Below are 26,543 nucleotides of genomic sequence, written 5' to 3' on the forward strand. Positions count from 1 at the left end.
AGTTATTAACAAACATTACATATTTCTTATAAATTGTGATAAGAATGCTTAATTTTTCAGTTTACTTTGATAGAACACCACTTTATAATTTCAATAAAGTTGGTTTATTAATATAAAAATTTGTTTTTTTGAACTTTTAATCTCTTATTTTTTAAAATAGCATGAGAAAATTACGAGTTGCTCTTATAACGTATTCATCTTACACTTTTGCATGGCAAGAAAGTTTGATACAAAACCTGATTAATTCTGATTTTTCTGAGATAGTTTTAGATCTTAATTTTGAAGATGAATTTAAAGATTTAAAATATTTATATCATAATCTTCCATTCTTTTACAAATCTTATTTAAGACTAGATAATAAGCTTTTTAATCCTGCTCCTTATGCCCTTTCAAAATCGTATGACAAGGAATCCTTAAAAAATACACCAACCTACTCTCTTTCAGGAGACAATAGTCTTAATGAACTTAATGAGAGCAACATTGATATTATCCTTAACCTTACGGAGTTAAATCTTAAATACGATTTCGTTAGCAAGAGTAAATATGGCATGTGGTTTCTAAATCATTGTGATCTTGAAAGCGTAAATTTAAGACCATATGGTATATGGGAGTTATTGAATAAAAATCCAGAGAACGCAGGCGTATTGAGATTTATAAAAAAGGGTATGGAGCATCCTGTTACTATTGATAAAACTTTCGCTTGTACAGATGGACTTAGTTATAAAAGAAACATAAATGATATTCTGTGGCAAACGATGCCATTAGTAGAAAACAACATAAAACTTTTAGCATTTAACGAAGAACTATTTAATGAAAAAGTAAAATCAAACTCTAATATATATCCTAAAAAAGATATTAATCCATCTTTTAAAGCTCCTTCAAATTTAAAAACATTATTTTTTATATTGAATTTATATGGAAAGAAATTCTATCACTCCATAAAGAATAAATTCTATTTTAATCAATGGGCTTTAATTTTTTTAAACAATAAAAAAAAGGAAGACCCATTTAATTTAAAGAACTACAAAACAATATTACCTCCAAAGGATCGTTTTTGGGCTGATCCTTTCTTAATAAAACATAATGATAAAACTTATTTGTTTATTGAAGAGTTAATTTATAAAAATAAGCTTGGTCATTTATCTGTTATGGAAATTGATGATAATGGAAATTACACAAAACCAGAAACTATACTTGTAAAAGACTACCATCTATCTTATCCCTTTGTTTTTGAAGAAAATGGAACGTATTACATGATTCCTGAAACCAGTGGCAATAATGATATTCAACTATACAAGGCTACAGAATTCCCATTAAAGTGGGAATTTGAAAGACTTATTATGAATAATGTTGTGGCAGTAGACACTACGCTACACAAAGAAGGCGACACCTATTGGCTTTTCACAAATATGAAAAATCACAAAGGAGGATCGAAACATGTGGAACTTAACTTATTTTCTTCAAAATCTTTATTTGCTGATCAATGGGAAGCCCATCCCTTAAATCCAATAGTGTCAGATGTAAAAAGTGCCAGACCTGCAGGTAAAATTTTTAGCAGCAATAACAAACTATACAGACCTTCTCAAAATTGTTCTCATCATTATGGTTACGGTTTAAATATTTCTGAAATAACGGAATTAAGTAAAACTAAATTTAAAGAGAAATTAATACATGCTATAGAACCTAATTGGGATAAATCAGTAAATAGTACACATTCATTCAATTCTGCAGATCAACTTTATATTAGTGATATTAAAATTAAAAGGTTTCGTTTTTAAAATCAGCAATTAAGTAAATAAAATTAACGATAAATGGTGTTTGTCCTTAAAAGTATGACGTTGATATAATAAAAAGACAATTAATGATTATTTTTTTTCATATTTGCGACTAATAATGATTAACCCAAATCTAATTTCTACTAGTATTTTAAAATGTTGTTTTGCGACAACCCTTCCATTTTATATTACTTTATATCAACCGATTAGACTAACGTTATTAACTAAATATATCTAGACTGATAAATTAATAGTCTATTATGTCAGTTTTTAAACTAAAAAATATTAAACAAAAGATCAATACATCGATGAGTAATCCACTTATTCGAAGTATGATTATTGTTGCTGTTATTGGTTTGGTTATAAAAGTTATTGCTGTTTATAAAGAAACCATTATTGCGGGTAGTTTTGGATTAGGAGAAATAATAGATACTTTTTCAGTAGCTGTTCTAGTTCCTACATTTATTCAAAGTGTTTTTATAAATTCTATAAAAAATTTATTTATACCTAATTATATAACAGAATTAAAGAATAATGGTAATAAAGGTAGTTTTCAGGCACTTGTTATACTCATAACTATAGGAGTTTCTTTATTTTCTTGCATTATCGCTTATTTTGGAACAGATCTCTTTTTAAATTTAGTCTATTCAGAATTTCCTGAAACTTATTTACCTCTTATTAAAGATCAATTATATTTTGTTTTACCATGCTTGTTTTTCTGGGGAATTTCCTCGGTCCTTTCAGGGCTGTTAGAAGTTTCTAATCGTTTTTTAATTTCTACACTGGCTGAGTTATTTCCGCTACTCACAATGATTTTCTTTTTAATTTTCTTAAAGGATCAATTTGGCCACATGGTTTTGGCTTATGGAACTTTTGCAGGTAGTATTATCGGTTTTAGTTATTTATTATTTTTCTCCATAAGATATAATGATTTTGAATTAAAAAAACCCGTTTTAAATGATAATTCAAGGTTAATGATTAAGCAGTTACCACCAAAAATTTCCTCAAGTTTTTTAACTGCTATGAATAATTATATTGATCAATTTTTTGTTGGTCAGCTTGTTATTGGTTCACTAGCTGCAATTAATTACGGTAACAGATTACCTGCGTTTGGAGTAACCATCGTTATTATGGCTTTAGGCAGTGTACTTCTGCCCCATTTTTCTAGACTGGTAAATGAGGATTTAAAATCGGCATATCATCAACTTTTCAAAGCTTTGAAACTAGTGTTAGGAATTGGTGTTTTTCTTGTGATCGTAGGTGTCTTTATGTCCGATTGGATCGTAGAACTTTGGTTAGAAAGAGGAAAATTCACACATGAGCACACCTTAAAGGTGTCTGGAATTCAGCAAATATTACTTATTAGTGTTCCTTTTAATATATGTACATTAATCATGGTTAAGTTTCTTACTAGTATAAACAAAAATCAATTCATGGCTTGGATTTCATTAGCGAATTTGGTTCTGAATGTAATACTAAACTTTATTCTTATAAAATACTACGATGTTTTTGGATTGGTTATGAGTACAACAATAGTATTAATTTTAGGTAGTATATTTTATTTCAGTTATACATACAAACAATATAAATTAATTAGGTAATGAAAGTACATTTTTTAGTTAATTCACTAGTTGCTGGTGGCGCAGAACGTGTTTTAATATTGCTAGCCAATTATTTTGAAGAACAAGGGCAAGATGCAACAATTATTACATTCAATGAACCCGAAGTTTTCTCAGCAAATAAAAATGTAAAGCGTATACGATTACATGGTGGTAAAATTAAAAACCACATGGTGCGCAGTACTAAGAATTTAGCAAGTTTGTATTTTAAGAAAAAAAATAGACCAGATGTGCTTATTCCTTTCATGACTCAAACAAATCTTATAGGCATTATTATAGGTAAGTTATACGGTATTAAAGTGGTCTCTGCAGAACACAATAATCATTTAAAAGAGATTAATTCCATTGGAAACTTTACTCGAAATCAAGCTTACAAGTATTCTGATGCTCTAACTGTTTTAACAGGATTTGATAAAAAATTCTATAAAAGCAAAAATGTTAATGTTCATATCATGCCCAACCCAAGCACATTTTCTGTGTTTAAAGAAACCGAAAGGAATAGAAAAAAATTAATTCTAGCTGTAGGAGATCTTAATAGGTATCACCATAAAGGTTTTGATAATTTAATACCAATTATTGCTCCTGTTTTAAAAAAACATCCTGACTGGAAATTAAAATTAGTTGGCGGTGGCGATGAAGGAATGTCCTTTATAACTAATTTGGTAGAGAAGCACAATATCGCTGATCAAGTAATATTTGAAGGCTATTCTACTGAGGTAGCTAAACTAATGAGCGAGTCAGAGATTTATATCATGACATCTCGTTTTGAAGGACTACCAATGGTATTATTAGAAGCTATGTCTCAAGGCATGGCATGTATTTCTTTTGATTGTAAAACAGGACCATCAGATATAATTACAGACTCAAAAAACGGTATTCTAATTGAGGATCAAAACTTTGATGCTATGAGTGATGGACTAGATCAGTTAATAAATAATCCTGAACAAAGAAAAGAGCTAGCAGCAAATGGAATAAATTCTTTAGATAATTTTAAAATAGATGTGATTTATAATAAGTATTTAGATATTTTTGAAAGTATTCTGTAAACATGAAAACTAAACTTATTACTCATATTTGTTTTTTAGTACCTTTTATACTAACTACTTTTAATTTACAAGTTTTTGTAACCCGTTTAGTTTCTAATGTTTTAGCCCAAATTATTGCTTATGGTAATTTAGGTCTATTGTTTCTAGGTATTGCATTAACTTTAAAAAACAAAGGTCCTTTATCTAAAACTGCTAGGCTTTGGATTATGTTTTATTTGTTGTATTATCTATTTGCAACATTAGCCAGTGCCATACACTTCAATCCTGCAAACATTTTAATTAGTATAATTCCATTTGTGTATGTTTTGGCTTTTTATGTTTATTTAAGTCATGCTGAAAATAGAAAAGTCTTTATTAAGGTTGCCATTATAGCATTTGTCACATCAGGAATTTTAAGTATTCATTTATTTAATATCAATTTTGATCTAGATCGTGGTGGTATTTATATTTATAAAATGGACCGTTCTGGTGGTGTATATGCCGATGCAAATAACACAGCATTAGCTGCTATAATTACCTTTGTTTTAGTCTTTAAGATGTATCAACCGCAGAAAAAGTTTTTTAAGATTTTTAAACTACTAATTCTTGCCATAACAACGTATGGTCTACTGTTAACATTCTCTAATACAGGGTTTATGGTGTTTATTATTTGTTTAGTGATGCTAAATCACAAATTCTTTACAGGTGTAAGGTTGATAGCAGGTATTTCTATGCTACCTTTTGTTTATTTGGCATTGGCCAATCTTAATACCTTAACTGCAGATTTAAACTTGGTAGGTCAACAGCGAGACAAAATAAACAATATCGTAAATATAGTTACCTTCAATACAGGTGAGGTTGATGACTCAGGAAGAAATGAACTTGTAATGAGCTTAATAAACGACTATGTTTTTGTAAATCCATTTATTGGAAATGGTGTAGACTTTGCTATTTCAAGACATGCACATAATACTATTGTTGGAGTTTGGGCAGATGCCGGAATTTTTACACTCGTTTTTTTCCTTTTTATGTTAGGTAGGTACTTTTTAGGCGCATTGAGAAGTCCACCAGATATCAGGTATTTTGTGTTACCTCTGTTATTTGTTATGTGTGTATTTATGTTAAGTCTTCAAAGTGTTATTAATCAACCTTATCTAATGGCACTATTTATGTATCTAGGTTATTTAGTTGACTTTGGAAAAGATTATAATACAGAATAGCATTTTACATCTAAAATTCACATATTTAAATAGTATTTAATTTTGATAATAAATTTTAAAATACAACACTTAATTGTCACTTAATAAAGGATTTAAGCAAGCATTTTAACATATTCAATTGTTATTAATAAGACCTTTTAAGGTGCTAAAATGTCAATTCACAGAATAAATTTGATTATTCGACTTTAAAATAACATATTTACAGCTCGAAATTATGAATATTCATAATGACGACCCAAATTTAACCGAACATGCTATTTAATCTACTAGAAGTTTTATTATTTCTATTTCCTGTCTTGGCCTTATGTCTTGTTATATTTAACAATTTTGATATAAGAAACCATTATTATCCCTACACAAACAAGCCTTTTATTAAGAATCAAGCACTTAGTCCTAAAAATCAAGCTTGTTTAATCCCTCATTATTTATATTAGCGGTTTATTAAATTGATCTAAGTTTTGGTTATGCCATAATTTAAAATTTTTACTATTTAAAATGAATAAAATGAATCCGATTTTTAGCTTTAGAGAGCTTCAAAAAACAGCAAAAAACACTACTGGTAATACTACTGAAATTAAAGTTGCAGTATTAGGAAATCATACCACAAACTTTTTTGTTAAGGCTTTAGAAAATCAATTAAAAGTAGCTGGTTTTAATCCATCAATGTTTGAGTCTGATTATGACCAAATAGATATAACTTTAATAGATGGAGATTCTGACTTATATAAATTCAATCCAGAAATCATTGTAGTTTTTGAATCTGTCTTAAAACTAAAAGATAAATTTTACTCTATAAAAGATACTGAAAGTCAATCTGAATTTCATGCATCAGAACAAAATATTATTCAAAATAGGGTATCAAATATTAGAGCAAATGGATCTGATGCTAAAATAGTATATTTCTCTTATGAACTATTAGATGATGAAGTTTATGGAAATCTATTTTCAAAAATTCCACATAGCTTTTATAACAATTTATGGCAACTAAATAATTCAATGATTGAATTTTCTAGAAACGAGCCAGATTTTTACGTATTTGATATCAATAAATACTTAAAAGGTATTGAAGAATATAGAGATTGGACAGCGTTAATAAATTCAGACTTACATTATTCTATTGATACATTCGCCAAATTTAGTCATTATTTAGCGCAATTTTTTAATGCCTTTAAAGGACATTTCAAAAAATGTTTAATTCTAGACTTAGATAATACAACTTGGGGAGGAATTATTGGAGACGATGGTTTAGAAAACATTCAAGTTGGTTCTTTAGGTATAGGTAAAGCGTTTACTAAACTTCAAAAATGGGCTAAACTTTTAAAAGAAAGAGGTGTCATTTTAGCAATATGCTCTAAGAATACAGAAAGTGTTGCAAAAGAACCATTTGAAAAACACAACGAAATGGTGTTAAGGCTTGACGATATTTCAATATTTGTAGCTAATTGGAAAAACAAAGCTGATAATATTAGATATATTCAAGAGGTATTAAATATAGGTTTTGATTCCATGGTTTTTTTAGATGACAATCCTGCAGAACGAGAGATTGTTAGACAAAGTTTACCTGGAGTAACTGTGCCAGAATTACCAAAAGATCCTGCATATTACATTCCATATATAGAAAGTTTAAATTTATTTGAAACTGTATCTTATTCTGCCAACGATAAAGATAGAACATCTCAATACCAGCAAGAAGCTAAGCGAAAAAAATTAATTTCTTCGGTAACAAATATGGATGATTATCTAAAATCTTTAGAAATGGAAGGTAATATAAGTCCATTTACTAATGATGATGTTTCTAGAATAGCACAATTAACACAGCGTTCTAATCAGTTTAATCTTAGAACACAGCGTTATACTGAAAAGGATATTACAGAATTTATGAATTCTGAAAATCATCTAACTTACACCGTTAAGCTTAAAGATAAGTTTGGTGATTACGGATTAATTTCTGTAATTATACTCGAAAAGAAAAACGACAACTCATACTTTATAGATACTTGGATAATGAGTTGTAGAGTATTAAAACGTGATGTAGAATATTTTGCACTTAATAAAATAGTAAACGATGTTAAAGACAAAGGAATTAACATCATTAATGGTGAATATTTACCTACACCGAAAAACAAGTTAGTTGAAGATTTATTGACTAAGCTAACTTTTGAAAACGATACAGAAGAAAATAAATATCTTTTAAATACTACAAATTATAAATCACATAAAAATTATATAGAAAATGAGTAATTATATAGCAGAATTTGAAACCCTTTTTAGAGACGTCTTAGAAAATGATGACATTGTTTTAACAAATGAAACAACAGCTCATGACATTGAAGAATGGGATTCTATTAACCATATTTATTTGGTTGTTGAAATTGAAAAACATTTTAAAATTAAATTTAGTAGTTCTGAAATTTTACAATGGCAAAATGTCGGTGAAATGATACAATCGGTAGAAGCTCAAAAATAAAATCGCATGTTATTTAATTCATTTGAATTTTTTATCTTTTTACCTATAGTTTTTGCTTTATACTGGTTTGTATTAAACAAAAAATTGAGTATTCAGAATGTACTTTTACTAGTAGCTAGTTATGTGTTTTATGGTTGGTGGGACGTTAGGTTTCTATCCCTTATAATGTTAAGTACAATTCTCGATTACTTTGTAGGTCTTAAAATACATAATACAGAAGAACCAAAGAAAAGGAAATATTGGCTTTGGTTGTCAATGGGTTTTAATTTAGGTCTACTTGGTTTTTTTAAGTATTTTAATTTCTTTGTAGATTCATGGATTACTGCTTTCAATTCAATAGGAGTTGAAATGGATCCGTTTTCTTTAAACATTATATTACCTGTTGGTATTTCGTTCTATACGTTTCAAACAATGTCTTACTCATTAGATATTCACAAAAGAAAGTTAGTACCAACTAAAAACTTCGTTGCGTTTGCCACATTCGTTGCATTTTTCCCGCAACTTGTCGCTGGTCCTATTGAGAGAGCCTCTAACCTACTTCCGCAATTTTTAAAACGTAGAAAGTTTGACAATAAGCTTGCCAAAGACGGTCTTAGACAAATGCTTTGGGGTTTATTTAAAAAAGTAATAATCGCAGATAATTGTGCACCTTATGTAAATGACATTTTCGCTGATTATAGCACGCAGTCTAGTGGAACACTAATATTAGGAGTTATAGTATTCGCTTTTCAAATCTATGCCGATTTTAGTGGTTATACTGATATAGCAATTGGTACGGCAAGATTATTTGGTTTTGATTTTAAACGAAATTTCAACTTTCCGTATTTTTCTCGAAACATCTCAGAGTTCTGGAAACGTTGGCATATTTCTTTATCTAGTTGGTTAAATGATTATGTGTTCACACCATTAGCTATTAATTTTAGAAACTATAAAAAACAAGGCATTTTCGCTGCATTGTTCTTAACCTTTTTAATATCTGGTTTATGGCATGGCGCAGGTTGGACTTTTATAATTTGGGGAGGATTACATGGTTTGTATTATATACCAGTTATTTTTTCTAAAAAACGATTTACAAGTATTTCTACTAATAAAGGCGGATCTAAAAAACAAGAGTTTGTAATTAGTGATGTACCTAAAATGATTTTAACATTTTTAATGGTATGTCTTACTTATATCTTTTTTAGAGCTGCATCTGTTGCAGATGCGCTTGGATATATAAAAATAATATTTACTGAGCTTCCTAGTTGGCCATCTGGAGTACCTTATAAGAGCATCTTATTTATAATAGTATTAATGACAGCTGAATGGTTTCAAAGAGGAAAAGAACACGGACTTCAGTTTAACGAAGACACAAAAGTTCCTGTATATCTTCGATGGATTATTTATATCTCTTTAGTGTTATTGATCTTAATATTTAGTGGAGAACAACAACAGTTTATATATTTTCAATTTTAATATAAAATGAAAAATTTCTTAAAAAAACTAAGCATATTTCTAATTCTGTTTATAGTAATAAACGGAATTATTAATCACATATATGAGAAGGATTCTAATGAAGCTATTGAAAATAAAACTCATAAGAATTATTTAAAATGGAGTGATATTCATAATAATCAAAACACTTACGATTTGGTTGTTATTGGTGCTAGTAGAGCTTATACTGCATTTGACCCCAAGGTTTTAGATACAAATCTCAACTTACAATCGTATAACATGGGTACTTCTGCACAAGACATAGCAGAAAGTTACTATACATTGAAAGAAATTTTAAAATATCAAAAGCCAAAATATGTAGTCTTAGATTTATTTTTTCCAAGCTCAGATGACACACATGATTATTATCAAATATTTTCTAATGCATCCTTTTTTAAAACAAATGACATTAAATACGACCTTGTGACTAAAGGTTATGGAGCATCTGGTATTATTAATTATGCTGTGCCTGTTATTAAATTTAAAAATTATCTAAAACAAGATATTAACGGTTTATTTTCAAGTAATAACGAAATTGAAAAAAAGTCGGTTTGGTATAAAGGCTTTCTACATGATACTACAACAATTACCAATAAAGGACTAAAAAAATTAACACCTATATCAAACTATCAGAATACGACCTTTAATAAGAATCGTTTTGAGCTGTACTTCAATAAAATAAAAACATTGTCTGAAGAGAATGATATAAAGTTAATTACTTTACGTACACCATATCCTCCATCAAGATTAGCATTAAATACTGTTGATGATGAAGCAGATTTTTTTACTGAATATATGCAATCGTTAAATATTCCATTTTTTGATTTAAACACCTATAAAAAGAATAAATATCAATACGAAGATTTTGACTTTTCAGATTATCACCACCCAAATTATCGTGGTGCTAAAAAAGCCAGTTTACAACTTTCTGAAGCAATAGAAGAAAGTAAATAAAAAAAGAAAAATCTAAATTTAACCCAACCGACAACTCATATGTTTTTTAACTCGATAGAATTTTTTGTATTTCTACCAATTGTATTTGGGCTATACTGGCTTATAGGTGGTAAAAACATAAAACTTCAGAATGTTGTTGTTGCAGCTGCCAGTTACGTATTTTACGGGTGGTGGGATTGGAGATTTCTTTCGCTAATCCTTTTTAGTTCTTTAGTGGATTACTCAATAGGTATTGCGTTAGGAAAAAAAGACAAACCATCTACTAGAAAAATTTTACTATGGATTAGTATATGTGTTAATTTAGGATTCTTAGGTTTCTTTAAATATTACAATTTTTTTGTAGACAGCTTGGTGAATTCTTTCACGTTTTTTGGTTCAGATTTAAGTATCAATACACTAAATATTATATTACCTGTAGGTATAAGTTTCTACACGTTTCAAACTCTAAGTTATACTATAGATGTTTACAATAAAAAGCTAGAACCAACTAAAGATTTTGTTGGTTTTATGGCATTTGTTAGTTTTTTTCCGCAGTTAGTTGCAGGTCCTATTGAAAGAGCAACTAATTTATTACCTCAATTTTCTATAGAGCGAAAGTTTGATTATAGAAACGCGGTAGATGGTCTTAGACAAGTACTTTGGGGATTATTCAAGAAAATAGTTATTGCTGATAACTGTGCAAAATATGCTAATATTATTTTTAATAACCATACAGAATATAATGGTAGCACACTCCTACTTGGTGCCTTTTTCTTTGCATTCCAAATTTATGGTGACTTCTCAGGATATTCTGATATTGCCATTGGTATTTCAAGGTTATTTGGTTTTGAATTAAAGCGAAACTTTGCATTTCCATATTTCTCTAGAGATATAGCTGAGTTTTGGAGAAGATGGCATATCTCATTATCAACATGGTTTAGAGACTACTTATACATTCCATTAGGTGGAAGTCGAGGTGGCTTATCTATGAAAATACGTAATACATTTATAATTTTTATTGTCAGTGGTTTTTGGCATGGTGCTAATTGGACCTTTGTAATTTGGGGAGCTTTAAATGCTATATACTTTTTACCTTTATTACTTACTAATAAAAATAGAGTCAATACAAACTTAGTTGCAGAAGGGAAGTATTTTCCAAGCTTAAGAGAGTTTTGGCAAATGGGAGTTACCTTTTTTATAACCTTAATTGCTTGGGTATTTTTTAGAGCAGACAATGTTTCTCACGCTGTATCATATCTTCATCATACTTTTAATACGTCATTATTTTCTTGGGTTCAAATATTTCCGGCAACGATACTAAGTTTAGTACTCTTTTTTATAGCCGTGGAATGGCTTGGCAGATCTAATGAATATGCTATTGCTAAAGTAGATTTTCTAAAAAAACCATTACGTTGGGCATTTTATATTCTACTAATAGTATTAATGTTTGCTTTTACAGGTGAAGAACAACAATTTATATACTTTCAATTTTAAATCATGAAGAAATTCTTAAAAAATATATTAGTATTTTTTCTTCTAGCTTTAATAGTTGGAGAAATTGTCGTTAGAATGACACATACCATGTCAGATATTCCTCAACGTACTATTGATGAGCATGGAATACAAAAGTATTATCCTAATCAAGACGGTTATTGGAAAGGTGGAGACCATAAATGGGACATTAATAAATTGGGTTGGCCAGGCGAATTACCTCAAAGTTACGATAATATAATTATGGTGATTGGAGATTCGTTTATAGAAAACTTTATGAATCCTAATGAATGTCATCAGTCTGTATTTTTAAAACAGAATTTAGAATCTTATAATTTTATGGAAGCTGGCCGTTCTGGTGTCTCTTTAATTGAGGCTATGGAAATAAGCAAAAACCTAGACTCTTTAAAGCCTGTAAAAACTTTAGTATATGTTAATGACAACGATTTTTATGAAAGCATTGTTGAAGTTAAACCTATGCAAGACATAACACAATTAAATCTTAAAAGTAATACTATTGTTTACGGAGAAATGAAAGCTCCTGTTTTTAAAAAGATATTATACAACTGGAAATTGTTATATTATTTCTATACTCGATTTCCATTAAACAGTACTTCTGACGTCAAAGAAGAACCAGCTATTAAAAAAGTTGAAAATAAATCTGGATTAAAGTCTAAAGCCGAAGTAAGCCAATTAATAGAATACATTATTGAAAACTATAATGTTAGTAACAAAACATTTGTTTTTCATCCTAAGACTAATACTGAAATAATTGAACTATGCAAACAAGCTGGTATCAATATAATTACTTTAGATTCTAGCAAAGATAATAAATCATGGACATTTGATTATGATAGACATTGGACCTGTTATGGACACGAACAAGTGGCCAAACAAATAGCAAATGCGTTATCAAAAAGTTAATATTGAATTTAAGAAATGAAGAGTCAATCTAAAATAAAAATAATGTTTATTCTGCCATCGCTAAGTGCTGGTGGAGCAGAACGTGTTATTTCCTTTGTCTCTCAAAGTATTGATAAAAACAAATTTCAGCCATTACTTGTTGTTGCCGGTTTTGAAAAAGATTCGGCTTACGATGTAAGTAATGTTGATGTCGTTTACCTTAACAAACCAAGAATTCTTACTGCATTACCGTCTATAGTTGGTACAATTAGAAAACACAAACCACAAGTTGTTGTTAGTTCTATTTCTCATGTGAATACAGCCATGTCAATGCTTTCTCCATTTTTTAGAAAAACGAAATTTATAGGTAGAGAAGCTACTGTTTTAAGTAAGAGAAGTAATGAAAAAAAAGCAAGACAATGGTCGCCTCTTCGATTATTACCTAATGGATTTAAAAATTTAGATGCCATTATATGTCAATCTGAAGATATGGCTGAGGATATGATCACTAATTTCAATATCCCAAAAAGCCATATTCACGTTATCAATAATCCTATTTCAAATTTACCTAAGGTAAAACCCACTCAACCGTTTACTGACGTCCGAAAATTTATTACTGTCGGAAGATTAACTGAAGTAAAAGGCCATTTAAGATTATTAGATATTCTTTCTAAATATAAGCAACCCTTTAAATATACCATTGTAGGTGATGGTGGTTTAAAAGATGAAATTTTTCAAAAAGCAAAAGACTTAAACATATTTCAACACATTGAGCATGTACCCTTCACTAATCAGGTAAATGAATATATTGCGCAACACGATTTATTTTTACAAGGCTCTTTTGTAGAAGGGTTTCCTAATGCATTATTAGAAAGTTGTGTTGTTGGTACGCCTGTTATAGCATTTAAAGCACCAGGTGGCACTAAAGAAATTGTAGAGAATAATATTAATGGTTATTTGGTAGAAAATGAAGATGAATATCTCGAGAAACTAAAACTTACTGAGAATTGGAATCCTGAAATCGTAAGAGAATCGGTTTATAAAAAATTTAATAAAGAAGTAATTCTTCAACAATACGAAGCATTATTTACCAATATATTGAAAAAGTAACACTATAATGAAACTAGGTATATTAATATATTCATTATCTGGAGGAGGCGCAGAACGCGTAGTATCTTACTTAGTAACGTATTGTGTAAAAAACAATATAGACGTTCATTTAATTTTAATGAATACAACTATAACTTATAATATTCCAGAAAACACCAAAATTCATTATTTAGAAACATCACAGGGAAATGAAAGCGGTATAAAAAAAGCTTTAAAAATTCCGTTACTAGCTTATAAATATGCTAAACTAGTAAAGAAATTACAATTAACGCATAGTTTAAGCTTTTTAACAAGACCTTCATTTATAAACGTTATTGCGAGTAAATTAACAAACCATAATTTTAAAGTTATTACTAACGAAAGGGCCTTCCCTAGCCTACAATATAGTTACAAAGGATTTCAATCCTCGTTTAATAAAACATTAATTAAAGCACTATATAAAAAGTCTGATTTAGTAATATCTAACTCGCACGGAAATGCAGCTGACTTAGTCGATAATTTTGAAGTACCTTCAGAGAAAATGAAGGTTATTCATAACCCAATAGATTTAAGAAAAATTGAAGATGCTGAACCCAATACAACATTCTTTGATTCAGAAAAATTCAATATTATAACACTTGGCCGTTTAGATATAGGCAAAAATCACGAAATGCTTATTAGAGCTGTGCACAAGTTACAAAACCCTATATTGCGTTTATATATTTTTGGTGTTGGAGATTTAAAAGAAGAATTTGAACAACTTATTGATGAGCTAGATTTAAAGGATCAAGTTTTCTTAATGGGCTTTAATACAAACCCTTACCAATACCTTAAAACCGCTGATTTATTTATATTTGGATCAAATCATGAAGGTTTTCCAAATGTATTATTAGAAGCTATGGCTTGTGGCTTACCTATTTTAACTACAAATTGTCAGTCTGGTCCAAGTGAAATTTTGGAACTAGAAACGGTTTTAGATGATATAATGATTACAGATTATGGAATTTTAGTTCCTATTAAAAATACGGACTTAATGGCTAAAGGAATTAACCATTTTGTAGACAATAGAACTTATGCTGACAGCTGTAGAAGAAACAGTAAATATCGAATACAAGATTTTGAAAAAGACAGCATTTTAAAGAAATATATAGATCTAGTAAATAGCACAACCTAAGCTAATTAGATAAAATGAATTAAAGTATGTGTGGAATAAACGGTATTATAACAAAAACCAATAGAGACAAGGGCGAAATTCTATCTGTTCTTAATGCTATGAATGATTTAATCATACATAGAGGACCAGATCAAGATGGCTTATTTTCCGAAGAAAATAATCAATTTACTGTTGGTATGGGAATGCGAAGATTATCTATTATTGATTTATCTTCAGGTAAGCAACCAATTTTTTCAGACGATAAGCAAATTGTTATTGTTTTTAATGGAGAAATTTATAACTACAAAATTATCAAAGCTAAATTGTTGGCTGAAGGTGTTACGTTTAACACATCAAGTGATACTGAAGTTATTCTAAAAGCCTACGAAAAATACGGTGTTGATGCTTTTAAAGAGCTCGATGGTATGTATGGTTTCAGTATTTACGATAAAAACATAAACAAACTATTTATCGCACGAGATTTCTTTGGAGAAAAACCTTTGTATTACACACATACTGATAAAGAGTTTATTTGGGCATCAGAATTAAAATCTATTATTAATACCATAGATTTTACTCCTGAAATATCAAAAAAAGGATTGAATCTATATTTTAGATTAACCTATATACCTGCACCTCACACTATTTATGATAATATTTATAAGTTAGAAGCAAATCATTATATAGAATATGACTTGGCATCTCACAAAACAACAATTCATAAAATTAATGCAGAGCCTAAGCCAGTTGAGTCTAATATTTCTTTTGAAGACGCAAAAGCTAAAACTAAAGATTTAGTATATAAAAGTGTCGATAGTAGATCAATTGCAGATGTAGGTTTAGGTACATTTTTATCTGGAGGCGTAGATTCTTCAATAATTTCACTTTGCTTAGCTCAGTCTACAGACAGAAAAATAGATACATTCTCCATTGGCTTTAAAAAAGCATCTTATGATGAAACAGACAAATCTAGAGTTGTAGCAGATATGGTTAATGGTAATCATCATGAATTTATCATTGATGAGGATGACCTTAAAAATAACATACATGAGATTTTGGTTAATTTTGATGAGCCATTTTCAGACACAGCTGCATTACCAACGCACTTATTATCAGAAAAAACAAGAGAACACGTTACTGTTGCCTTAACAGGAGATGGTGGTGATGAAGTTTTTGGTGGTTATAACAAATACTATGTTGGTAAAATGAATAAAAGGTATACTGGTTTAATGCCAAAAGGCCTTCATAAAACAGTTTCAAAACTAAGTAACAAATATCTTATTAATAAGGATGATACGCGTGGTAAGAAATTTCAAATTAATAAAATGTTGAATGCCATTAACTATGATGGCGATTTTTATTGGGATATTATTTCTTTAGCAAACACAAGTAATCAGCTTGCAGAGATAATGTCTCCAGATTTTTACGATTCTAACATCTTTAAAGAATACAAAGACGTTTTAGGAAAACAAAAGATTGAAACGTTAACGGATTTTAGATCTGTAGATAAAATTTTAAGCTTAGAAGGCGGAATGCTTGCTAAAGTAGACAGAACTAGTATGATGACTTCTTTAGAATGTAGAGCACCATTTTTAAATAAAGAATTATGGGAATTTACAAACACTTTGCCAGAAGACTACTTAATGAAAGGTTGGAATAAAAAGCACATATTAAAAGAAGCTTTTAAAGATCAATTTCCTGATGAATTTTTAGAAAAGAGTAAAAGAGGCTTTGGTTCTCCTACCGGTGACTGGTTAAGACAAAGCCTTAGAAAAGAAATTGAAAGCTATATTGAGCCAGAACTATTAAAATCTCAAGGTATTTTTAATGTGGACGTGATTACTAAATTAGTTCAAGATCATTTAGATAGTAAAAAAGATAGTACGTTTAGAGTTTGGTCTTATTACTGTTTCCAGAAATGGTATAAGTTCAATTATTTAAAGCAAAAGTAAATCATAATGGAGAAAAAAAGAATATTACTTATAGCATCATTAGATGGTTCTCTCATTAGGTTTAGAGGCGATTTTATCAAAAGTTTAGTTGATACTGGTTTTGAGGTTTTTACTGCTGCGCCAGATTACTCAGATGAGTTTAGAGAAAAAATTTCGAACTTAGGAGCTACACCTTTAGAATTTAAGTTACAAAGAACAGGGTTAAATCCTTTTAAAGATTTTAAATCAATTTTAGAGTTAAAGTCTTTAATGAAAGACAACAAGATAGATTTAGTTTTCCCATATACTGTAAAGCCTGTAATTTATGGCTCTATGGCTGCTAATATGTGTAAAATCCCTGTGATATCATTAATCACAGGACTTGGATACACCTTTACTGGTTTATCAACAAAAGCAAGAATTTTACAACGATTTAATGAAACATTATATAAGCTATCAATAAGGAAAAATAAAGTTATTGTATTTCAGAATAAGGATGACCATCAACTGTTTGTAGATAGAAAAGTAATTTCAAAAAATCAAACTGTAGATTTCGTTAGTGGTTCTGGTGTTAATCTCGATCAATTCTCCTTTAAAGAAAAGAATGCCACAGATAAAGTCAGTTTCTTATTAGTTGCAAGATTAATAAAAGAAAAGGGTATTGCCTTATATATGGAAGCTGCTCAGATTTTAAAAGCAAAATACCCTAAGGCTGAATTTCACTTAATTGGCGTACCCGAAACGTCTCCTTCTGCTATCAGTTTAGATGAGATTAATGATCTTCATAAGAAGGAAATTATTGTTTTTCATGGACCACAAACTAACATTCCAGAACATTTAAATGCCAGAGATATTTTTGTATTACCAAGTTATTACCGAGAAGGTTTACCAAGAACAACTCTAGAAGCCTGTGCTTGTGGTAATCCAATAATCACAACCGATTCAGTAGGTTGTAGAGAATCTGTAAAAGAAGGTGTTAACGGTTTTTTAATAGAGCCGCAAAGTTTAAAAGCTCTAATTGAGCCCATGGAATTCTTTATTACCAATCCTGAAAAGATTAAGGAAATGGGAATTAACAGCAGAAAATATGCTGAAGAACGCTTTGATGTGAATATCATAAACAATGATTTAATCACACTAATAAAGCGAGAGCTTAAAATGTAATTAATTATGAAACTTTATAGAAACTTTATAAAACGTTTATTAGATTTTACTGCAGCATTAATTGGTTTAATTTTAATTTCTCCAATCTTTCTAATATTAATTATAATATTAAGTATTTCAAACAATGGAAAACCATTCTTTTATCAGAGAAGAACTGGTAAACATGGCAATATTTTCACAATTATTAAGCTTAAAACAATGACTGATAAAACTGATGCAAAAGGTGAATTATTACCAGCATTAGAGCGTGTTACAAAAACAGGAGATATTTGTAGAAAATATTCTTTAGATGAAATACCACAGCTCATTAATATTCTAAAAGGAGATATGAGTTTAATAGGTCCTCGCCCACTTTTACCAGAATATTTACAACATTATAATAAAGAACAAAATAGAAGACATGAGGTAATGCCAGGTATTACAGGTTGGGCGCAAATTAATGGTAGAAATACCATTTCTTGGGAAGAAAAATTTGAATACGATGTTTATTATGTAGACAACCAGTCATTTGTTTTTGATTTAAAAATTTTATGGCAAACATTCTATAAAGTAATTAAGAAAAGTGATATAAATAGCTCTGAAACCTTAGATATGCCAATGTTTACAGGTACAAAACCAGCACAAGACAACTAATATTAATTTTAGAATAAGTTAATAATAATGAGGGAAATTACAGAAAAGAACGAGTGGAATACTATTTTAGAACAAATTGAAAATTACGATTTTTATCATACTTATGACTATCATAATATTTCTAAAAACAAGAATGAAACACCAATATTATTAACTTATACCGACGCAAAGTTTATAGTAGCCTTACCAATGTTATTAAGACCAATACCTAATACTGAGTATTTCGATCTAACTTCCGTATATGGTTACGCTGGTCCAATTTCTAACATTGACATTAATTCTTCGAATTTTGAAGGTTTTAAAACAGCATTCAACACCTATCTTGAGTCCAAAAATATAGTTTCTGTTTTTAGTAGACTTCACCCTTATTTAAAGCAAGAAAAAATAATAGAAAACTTAGGTGATACAATTAGTTTAGGTGAAGTAGTAAATATAGATATCTCATTACCAGTTGAGCAATCGCGCATGGCCTATGGAAAGTCTAATAAAAATCAAGTTAATAAATTAAGAAAACAATGCGAAGTTGTTAAAGCAGAATCTAAAGAAGAGATTTTAGAATTTGTAGATATTTATTACGAAAACATGAAACGTCTCGATGCTAAAGAAAGTTATTTCTTTAGTAAAGAATACTTTCTTAACTTCATGGATATCAAAGATTTTGATACAGATATTTTATTAGTAAAGCATTTAGAAACAGGCGAATTCATTGCTGGCTCTATGTTTGTAAAAACTAAAAACATTGTTCAATACCATTTATCTGGTACACGTACAGAGCATTTAAGATTAAAACCTTCAAAATTATTCTTAGATGAAATGCGCTTGCAGGCCACTGAACAAGGATACAAAGTCTTTAATCTTGGTGGTGGTTTAGGCAGTGAACAAGATTCATTATTTGAATTTAAGGCTTCGTTTTCAAAAGATTTCAGAACATTTAAAGTTTGGAAATATATAGTGAACCAAAAGGTTTATGATGAATTGTCTCAAGGAAAACCAGATTCAGATTTCTTTCCTAAATATAGATCTTAAATAGTCATTAAAATTCAATTCGATTTAATTAAAGAAATTAGGAATAAAACACAAAGATTGATTAAGCTATTAGACTAATTATCTAATAGTTACATTATTTTTATTAATTCGACAAAATTGATGCCAATTAACTGCAAAAAACATCAATTATCACTGCTTTTTATCTGATTTATATACATTTACAAAAGGTGTTCAACATATATATCGTTTAAAGTAAACAGTTTATCGTAAATTATTATTTTTGTTTCTTTGTTTAAAGATTTAGGACTTATATTAGCACCTCAAATGCTATTAATTAAATAGGTCCCAAACACCTTTAATTATAAACTTTAGGTACAAACTTAAAGAACTAACCTATGAATGAAAAAATTTGGCTTTCATCACCACACATGAGTGGTAATGAACAAGCTTACATAAAAGATGCTTTTGATACTAATTGGGTCGCACCATTAGGTCCTAATGTAAATGGCTTTGAAAGTGATTTACAATCTTTTCTTAAAGAAGATACACATGTTGCGGCATTAGCATCTGGTACTTCTGCCCTACACTTAAGTCTTATTTTATTAAATGTTGGTCAAGGAGATGAAGTTATTTGTCAAAGTAAAACCTTTTCGGCTTCAGCAAACCCTATCGTTTATCAAGGTGCAACGCCTGTATTTGTAGATAGCGAGAGAGAGACATGGAATATGTGTCCTGAACAATTAGAGATAGCGATTAAAGATAGAATTGAAAAAGGTAATAAGCCAAAAGCTATTATTGCTGTGCATTTATATGGTATGCCATACAAAGTAGATGAAATCAACAAAGTTGCTAAGGCTTATAACATTCCAGTAATTGAGGATAGTGCCGAGTCATTAGGTAGTCACTACAAAGGTCAAAATTGTGGTACATTTGGCGATTTAGCAATACTTTCATTTAACGGAAATAAAATTATAACAACCTCTGGTGGAGGCGCATTGGTTGCACCTACTAAAGAACTAAAAGATAAAGCTGTATTTTTAGCAACGCAAGCTAGAGATAATGCTCCACATTACTTACACTCTCATATTGGTTACAACTATAGAATGTCTAACATAGTTGCTGGTATTGGTCGTGGACAAATGACCATATTAGATAGCCATGTTTCTAAGCGTAGATCTAATCATGAATTTTACCAAAGTGAATTTAAGCACATAGATAAAATTTCATTTTTAAAAGAACCTGAAGGTTATTTTTCTAACCGTTGGTTATCCTGTATTTTATTAGATTCTAAAGATACAAGAGAAGGTTTACGGTTAGCTCTTGAAAAAGAAAATATAGAATCTAGACCGTTATGGAAACCAATGCATCAACAACCTATATTTAAAGATGCACCGAGCTACCTTAATGGAGTTTCAGATGAATTATTTGAAAAAGGACTATGTTTACCTAGTGGCTCTAATTTAACTGATATGGAGTTAGATAGAGTAAAAACGGCTATTAACTCATTTTTTGAAAAATGTTAGTAAAATACCTAAATAAAATATCGAAAAAATATGCCTCAAAGTGGATGGTACTGTTGTTTGATATAGCAATAGTAATTACAACATTCTTCTTTGCCTATCTAATACGTTATAATTTTACACTTAATTTTGACTATTATCTACTCATTGATCAAATTCCGTATGTAGCGGTTGTTGCTGCAATCAGTTTAATATCAGTCGGTATTTATAAAGGTGTTGTAAGGTTTACTGGCTTTAAAGATATTGTAAACATTATAATTGGAGCTAACATATTGGCTACTATACTAATATGCTTTACATTTTTAAGTAGAAAATTTATAGGAGAAGACAGCCTTTTCAGTATTTCGGGTTCTATTGTTTATATACATCTCTTACTTAATATTTTATTTTTAGTAGGGTCAAAACTCTTCATAAAATCAATTTATAATTATATAACCCAAGACTTTCAATCGATTTCAAAAGTTTTAATTTTTGGTGCAGGTAATTCTGGTATGTTAACTTATGATGCTATTGTGAATGACACAAAAAATGGAATTGATGTTGTTGGATTTATTGATGATGATGAACAAAAAATAGGAAAAAAAATAAACCTATTAAAAGTATATAGTGTTAACAGCATTGACGAAAAATTTATTAAGAAACATAATGTTGAAGATGTAATTATTTCAATTCAAAATATTGACCCAACCAGGTTACTTCAAATTACTGGAAATCTATTTTCATTGGGATTGAAGGTTAAAATTGTTCCGCCTGTTCAGAATTGGATCGATGGTGACTTAAGTGTTGGTCAGATAAAAGAAGTAAAGATTGAAGACCTACTTGGTAGAGACCCTATCAATATTAAGAACCCTGATTTAGAAGATCAATACGATAATAAAGTCATTTTAATTACTGGCGCTGCTGGTTCAATTGGAAGTGAAATAGCAAGAAAAGCAAGTTTATATAATTTTAAGAAATTAATCCTAGTTGATAATGCAGAATCTGCATTATATGATATTCAACAAGAGTTTAGGCAACAAGGTTTAGAAAATATTGAGGCCATTGTCGCCGATGTAAGAAACAAAACTAGAATTGACCAAATATTTAATCAATATAAACCTAAAGTCGTTTTTCATGCTGCTGCATATAAGCATGTCCCTTTAATGGAAAACAATCCTTTTGAGGCTGTAAGTGTAAATATTGGTGGTACTAAAAATGTTGCTGATATTGCTGTTAAACATAGTGTAGACAAATTTGTTTTAATTTCTACGGATAAAGCGGTTAATCCTACTAATGTAATGGGTGCCACAAAACGAATTGCAGAATTATATGTAACTTGCCTAAAAGGAAAAGGACATACAAAATTCATAACCACTAGGTTTGGTAATGTACTTGGATCTAATGGGTCTGTAATTCCTTTATTTAAAAAACAAATTGAAAAAGGTGGACCATTAACGGTAACTCATAAGGAAATTACAAGATATTTTATGACCATACCAGAAGCATGTCAACTTGTATTAGAAGCTGCTGCAATGGGAAATGGTGGAGAAATTTTTGTATTTGATATGGGAGAACCAATCAAAATATTTAACCTAGCAACAAATATGATTATATTATCAGGCTTAAGATATCCTGAAGATATAGACATAAAAATAACTGGATTAAGGCCAGGTGAAAAAATATATGAAGAACTTTTAGCAGATGGTGAAAACACTAAGAAAACATATCATGATAAAATAATGATTGCAAAATCTAGAAAAGTTGATATTGTTAGTGTAGAAAATCAGATAAATCAGTTAACTGCTGTTAACACGTTAACGCAACCATTAGAAATTGTATCTTCAATTAAGGAGTTAATCCCTGAGTACATATCTAATAATTCAACATATGAAGTATTAGACCAAAAAAAATAACCCAAACTATAAATAAACCTATAATTCTTATTATATGAAAACACGCATCCTAATCATATCAATTTTAGCAGTTTTTATTGCTACATCTTGTGGATCTAGAAAAAATTTCATTTATTTTCAAGACGAGCCTATAGAAGAAGGACAGTTAGTATCTGAACCTACTCAACTTATTTATAAACCAGACGATATTTTAACAATAAATGTATCTGCTAGAGATCCTGAAACCGTAAGACCTTTTAATTTGCCGGTAGTTTCTAATAATACCTCAGATGTAAGAAATGCACAAGGTACAATGCAACAGCAATCATATTTAGTTGATTATAATGGTAATATTGAATTCCCTGTTTTAGGTACTTTAAAGGTTGAGGGTTTAACACGTACTGATCTTACAGCATTATTAGTAGACAAAATAAAAGTAATGGCTACTGATCCTATTGTAAGTGTTCGTTTAGCCAATTTTACAGTTACTGTAATCGGTGAAGTAAAAAGTCCAGGTACTTTTACTATGCAAGATGAAAGAGTTACATTGCTAGAAGCACTTGGGTATGCCAACGATTTAACAATTTACGGAAGACGAAAAAATGTAAAATTAATTAGAGAAGTTGATGGTGTTAAGAAATTTGCCTTTATAGATTTAACCTCCATAAATACAGTTAATTCTCATTTGTATTATTTGCAACAAAACGATGTAATCTATGTTGAGCCTAATAATGCTAAAATAAGATCTTCATCATATAATCAAAATAATGGTGTTTTAATTTCCGCCATTGGTACGCTTACCACTATCTTAGCTGTATTTTTGATTAAATAGTAAAATTTTTAAAATCTATTATGGATTCCAAACCTACTGCTAAACCTAATGAAATTAGACAGAGTGTAGAATTATTTCTCTCTTATTGGAAGATAATTTTATTCTGTGTTGTCGTAGCAATTTTTCTTGGTTACACCTATTTACGTTATGCAACTTATGAGTATAGTGCTTCTGCTACTATAAAAATAAGGGATGAGAAACAATCTAAAAAACTACCATCTATTGGAGAAATGTCTACCGAAGGACTGTTCTCTGATGGTACTAATAAAATAAAAGACGAAATTGAAACGCTTCAATCTAGAACGTTAATTTCAAACGTTGTGAAAAATCTCAAACTTAATATTAGATGTTTCGCAGAAGGTAGTATTAAGGAAAGAGAAATTTACAATAATCCACCTGTAAAAATTGATTTTTACGCCGCTGATTCAATAATACATTTTGTTGATACCACTTTATATCTCAAAGTAAAATCACCAACAAAATTTTTGGCCTTTAAAAACGAAGGAAAGTCTTTATTAGATAGGGATGAGAAAAAAGGAAAGTCTTACAGTTTTGGTTCTAGAATAAAAACTGGATTTGGAGACATGGTTCTAACACCAAATACAGGTAAGCATGCGCCAATTGTAGGAAGTAATCTAAAAATCACCATTAGTTCTGTAAGTAAACTTGTAAATAGTTACCAGAAGAAGATAAAAATCTCTTCAGAAACAGGGTCTAGTGTTTTGCATTTAGCATTAAATGAGAGTATTTCATACAAAGCAGTTGATATATTGAATGAACTCGTTTCTGAATATAACAAAGATGTATTAAAAGAAAAAGAAGAAGTTATTAAAGCTACGTCTGACTTTATTGATAATAGACTCGCGCAAGTATCAGAAGAATTAGAAAAAGTTGATTACACGGCTGAGAGCATTCAAAGAAAACAAGGTTTAACTGCATTAGATTCTCAAGCTGATTTAAATCTCCAAACAGGACAACAATTACAATCTGAAATTGCCACAACGTCAAGAAATATTCAATTAATTGATTATTTACAAGAAGACATATCAAGAACAGATAGAACAAGTGATTTATTACCTGCTGGTCTCGCTATTGGTGATGCTAACACCGACCAGGTAATTAAAAATCATAATGAGTTGGTTGCGAGACGAGATAATTTACTTAAAAATTCAACGGAACAAAATCCAGTTGTTATTCAGCTTAATAGTCAAATTTCAGCCTTAAAATTAAATATTCAAAGCTCTTTAAAAAATATAAAGTCTAGCTCACAAATGACTTTAAGTAGTCTGAGCAGAGAAAACAGTAGAATTCAGGGTAGACTCTCTACAGCTCCTACTAAACAAAGACAATTCAGAGACATATCTAGACAGCAAAATATTAAGGAATCACTATATCTATATTTACTTGAAAAGCGAGAAGAATCTGCTATTAAATTAGGTATGGATTCTCCGAATGCCAAAATTGTTGATATGGCATTTTCATCACATAGACCCGTTGCACCTAACCGAATGATTGTGTATATAGCCTCGTTGCTATTTGGCTTAGGTATACCAATTGCACTAATTTATATTTCTGACTTAATAAACACTAAACTTTATAGAAAAGATGATTTAGTAGATTTATTAGACATACCATATTTAGGTGATGTTCCAAAAACATCTAAAAAGCAAAAACTAGTAAAAAAGGTAGATTATTCACCAAAGGCGGAAGCATTTAGAATCATAAAGTCTAATATAGATTTTATGCTTAGAGATATCAAAGGACGTGCTAAAAAGATTTTTGTAACCTCTACGATTCCACAAGAAGGAAAATCTCATACTAGTACCAATTTAGCAACATCTATAGCTCACTCTGGTAAATCTGTATTATTAATTGAAACAGATATACGTGTACCTAAAATACTAGATTATTTAGAAATCACAGATCAACCAAAACAGGGATTATCAGACTATATAGCCGATCCTTCTATAAAACCTCAAAGCGTAGTATTAAAACATAAAGAAAATAAATTTTTAGACATTATACCATCTGGTACAATTCCTCCTAATCCTTCAGAGTTATTAATGAATGAAAGAGTAGTTGATTTGTTCACATATTTTGAGGACAAGTATGACTACATAATTGCAGATACTTCAGCAGTAGGAATTGTAAGTGATACGCTGTTGATTTCACATTTAGCGGATACTTTTATATATGTTGTGAGTGCTGCCAAAATAGACAGGCGTTTACTACAACATGTCGCACAACCATTATATACTGAAAAGCGATTACCTAGAATGACAATGCTTTTAAATGGTGTTCGTGCAGGTAATAAAGGATATGGTGGCTATGGCTACGGTTATGGTTACGGAAACAACCCTAATAAAAAGAAAAAATGGTATGAGTTTTATAAAAAATCATAACATTAAATAATCAAACAAAAAGCCACTTAAATAAGTGGCTTTTTGTTTTTATTCA

At 29.7% G+C, this 26,543-nt stretch carries 20 protein-coding genes; all 20 read left to right on the forward strand.

All coding sequences use genetic code 11. The features are described from left to right. The first annotated feature begins 161 nt into the window (after positions 1–161). Positions 162–1,778, forward strand: coding sequence for a hypothetical protein (locus ACJBCC_RS15790; RefSeq protein ID WP_407557741.1), 1,617 nt, complete (start codon positions 162–164; stop codon positions 1,776–1,778). A gap of 305 nt (positions 1,779–2,083) precedes the next feature. Then, a complete protein-coding gene (murJ, locus tag ACJBCC_RS15795) occupies positions 2,084–3,376 on the forward strand; it encodes a murein biosynthesis integral membrane protein MurJ (protein ID WP_407557742.1) in 1,293 nt (430 codons plus the stop codon). Next, complete coding sequence (locus ACJBCC_RS15800) at positions 3,376–4,440, forward strand: glycosyltransferase family 4 protein (RefSeq protein WP_407557743.1); 1,065 nt, start codon at positions 3,376–3,378, stop codon at positions 4,438–4,440. The genes murJ and ACJBCC_RS15800 overlap by 1 nt, the downstream gene beginning before the upstream one ends. 2 nt (positions 4,441–4,442) lie before the next feature. Continuing rightward, positions 4,443–5,639, forward strand: a complete 1,197-nt coding sequence (locus ACJBCC_RS15805) for a hypothetical protein (RefSeq protein WP_407557744.1) — start codon at positions 4,443–4,445, stop codon at positions 5,637–5,639. Positions 5,640–6,143: 504 nt separating this feature from the next. Further along, complete coding sequence (locus tag ACJBCC_RS15810; RefSeq protein WP_407557745.1) at positions 6,144–7,880, forward strand: HAD-IIIC family phosphatase; 1,737 nt, start codon at positions 6,144–6,146, stop codon at positions 7,878–7,880. Continuing rightward, positions 7,873–8,106 carry an acyl carrier protein gene (locus ACJBCC_RS15815; protein WP_299100140.1) on the forward strand — a complete coding sequence of 78 codons (234 nt, stop codon included), beginning with the start codon at positions 7,873–7,875 and terminating at the stop codon, positions 8,104–8,106. Before ACJBCC_RS15810 ends, ACJBCC_RS15815 begins: the two co-directional genes overlap by 8 nt. 6 nt (positions 8,107–8,112) lie before the next feature. Beyond that, complete coding sequence (locus tag ACJBCC_RS15820; RefSeq protein WP_407557746.1) at positions 8,113–9,561, forward strand: MBOAT family O-acyltransferase; 1,449 nt, start codon at positions 8,113–8,115, stop codon at positions 9,559–9,561. Between the two features lie 6 nt (positions 9,562–9,567). Then, complete coding sequence (locus ACJBCC_RS15825; RefSeq protein WP_407557747.1) at positions 9,568–10,533, forward strand: hypothetical protein; 966 nt, start codon at positions 9,568–9,570, stop codon at positions 10,531–10,533. Positions 10,534–10,572: 39 nt separating this feature from the next. Next, positions 10,573–12,006: an MBOAT family O-acyltransferase gene (locus tag ACJBCC_RS15830; protein ID WP_407557748.1), complete on the forward strand. Its 1,434-nt coding sequence runs from the start codon at positions 10,573–10,575 to the stop codon at positions 12,004–12,006. A gap of 3 nt (positions 12,007–12,009) precedes the next feature. Continuing rightward, complete coding sequence (locus tag ACJBCC_RS15835) at positions 12,010–12,927, forward strand: hypothetical protein (protein ID WP_407557749.1); 918 nt, start codon at positions 12,010–12,012, stop codon at positions 12,925–12,927. 15 nt (positions 12,928–12,942) lie between these two features. Next, on the forward strand, positions 12,943–14,016 hold the full coding sequence (locus ACJBCC_RS15840) for a glycosyltransferase (protein WP_407557750.1): 1,074 nt from the start codon (positions 12,943–12,945) through the stop codon (positions 14,014–14,016). Positions 14,017–14,023: 7 nt separating this feature from the next. Continuing rightward, positions 14,024–15,169 carry a glycosyltransferase gene (locus ACJBCC_RS15845; RefSeq protein ID WP_407557751.1) on the forward strand — a complete coding sequence of 382 codons (1,146 nt, stop codon included), beginning with the start codon at positions 14,024–14,026 and terminating at the stop codon, positions 15,167–15,169. Between the two features lie 26 nt (positions 15,170–15,195). Then, positions 15,196–17,100 (forward strand): asparagine synthase (glutamine-hydrolyzing), encoded by a 1,905-nt coding sequence (gene asnB / locus ACJBCC_RS15850; RefSeq protein ID WP_407557752.1) that lies wholly within the window; start codon positions 15,196–15,198, stop codon positions 17,098–17,100. Between the two features lie 6 nt (positions 17,101–17,106). Beyond that, complete coding sequence (locus ACJBCC_RS15855) at positions 17,107–18,243, forward strand: glycosyltransferase family 4 protein (RefSeq protein WP_407557753.1); 1,137 nt, start codon at positions 17,107–17,109, stop codon at positions 18,241–18,243. Positions 18,244–18,249: 6 nt separating this feature from the next. Continuing rightward, on the forward strand, positions 18,250–18,876 hold the full coding sequence (locus ACJBCC_RS15860; RefSeq protein WP_299100158.1) for a sugar transferase: 627 nt from the start codon (positions 18,250–18,252) through the stop codon (positions 18,874–18,876). A gap of 27 nt (positions 18,877–18,903) precedes the next feature. Further along, positions 18,904–19,902, forward strand: coding sequence for a peptidoglycan bridge formation glycyltransferase FemA/FemB family protein (locus ACJBCC_RS15865; protein ID WP_407557754.1), 999 nt, complete (start codon positions 18,904–18,906; stop codon positions 19,900–19,902). A gap of 356 nt (positions 19,903–20,258) precedes the next feature. Then, positions 20,259–21,386 (forward strand): DegT/DnrJ/EryC1/StrS family aminotransferase, encoded by a 1,128-nt coding sequence (locus ACJBCC_RS15870; protein ID WP_407557755.1) that lies wholly within the window; start codon positions 20,259–20,261, stop codon positions 21,384–21,386. Further along, positions 21,380–23,275 carry a nucleoside-diphosphate sugar epimerase/dehydratase gene (locus tag ACJBCC_RS15875; RefSeq protein ID WP_299100164.1) on the forward strand — a complete coding sequence of 632 codons (1,896 nt, stop codon included), beginning with the start codon at positions 21,380–21,382 and terminating at the stop codon, positions 23,273–23,275. Before ACJBCC_RS15870 ends, ACJBCC_RS15875 begins: the two co-directional genes overlap by 7 nt. A 34-nt stretch (positions 23,276–23,309) precedes the next feature. Beyond that, the gene (locus ACJBCC_RS15880; protein ID WP_299100166.1) at positions 23,310–24,086 is read left to right on the forward strand and encodes a polysaccharide biosynthesis/export family protein; all 777 of its coding nucleotides are present in this window, start codon (positions 23,310–23,312) and stop codon (positions 24,084–24,086) included. Positions 24,087–24,106: 20 nt separating this feature from the next. Then, positions 24,107–26,488, forward strand: coding sequence for a polysaccharide biosynthesis tyrosine autokinase (locus ACJBCC_RS15885; RefSeq protein WP_299100168.1), 2,382 nt, complete (start codon positions 24,107–24,109; stop codon positions 26,486–26,488). The last annotated feature ends 55 nt before the right edge of the window (positions 26,489–26,543 follow it).

The sequence above is a fragment of the Winogradskyella sp. 4-2091 genome (assembly GCF_045765065.1).
Classification (GTDB): domain Bacteria; phylum Bacteroidota; class Bacteroidia; order Flavobacteriales; family Flavobacteriaceae; genus Winogradskyella.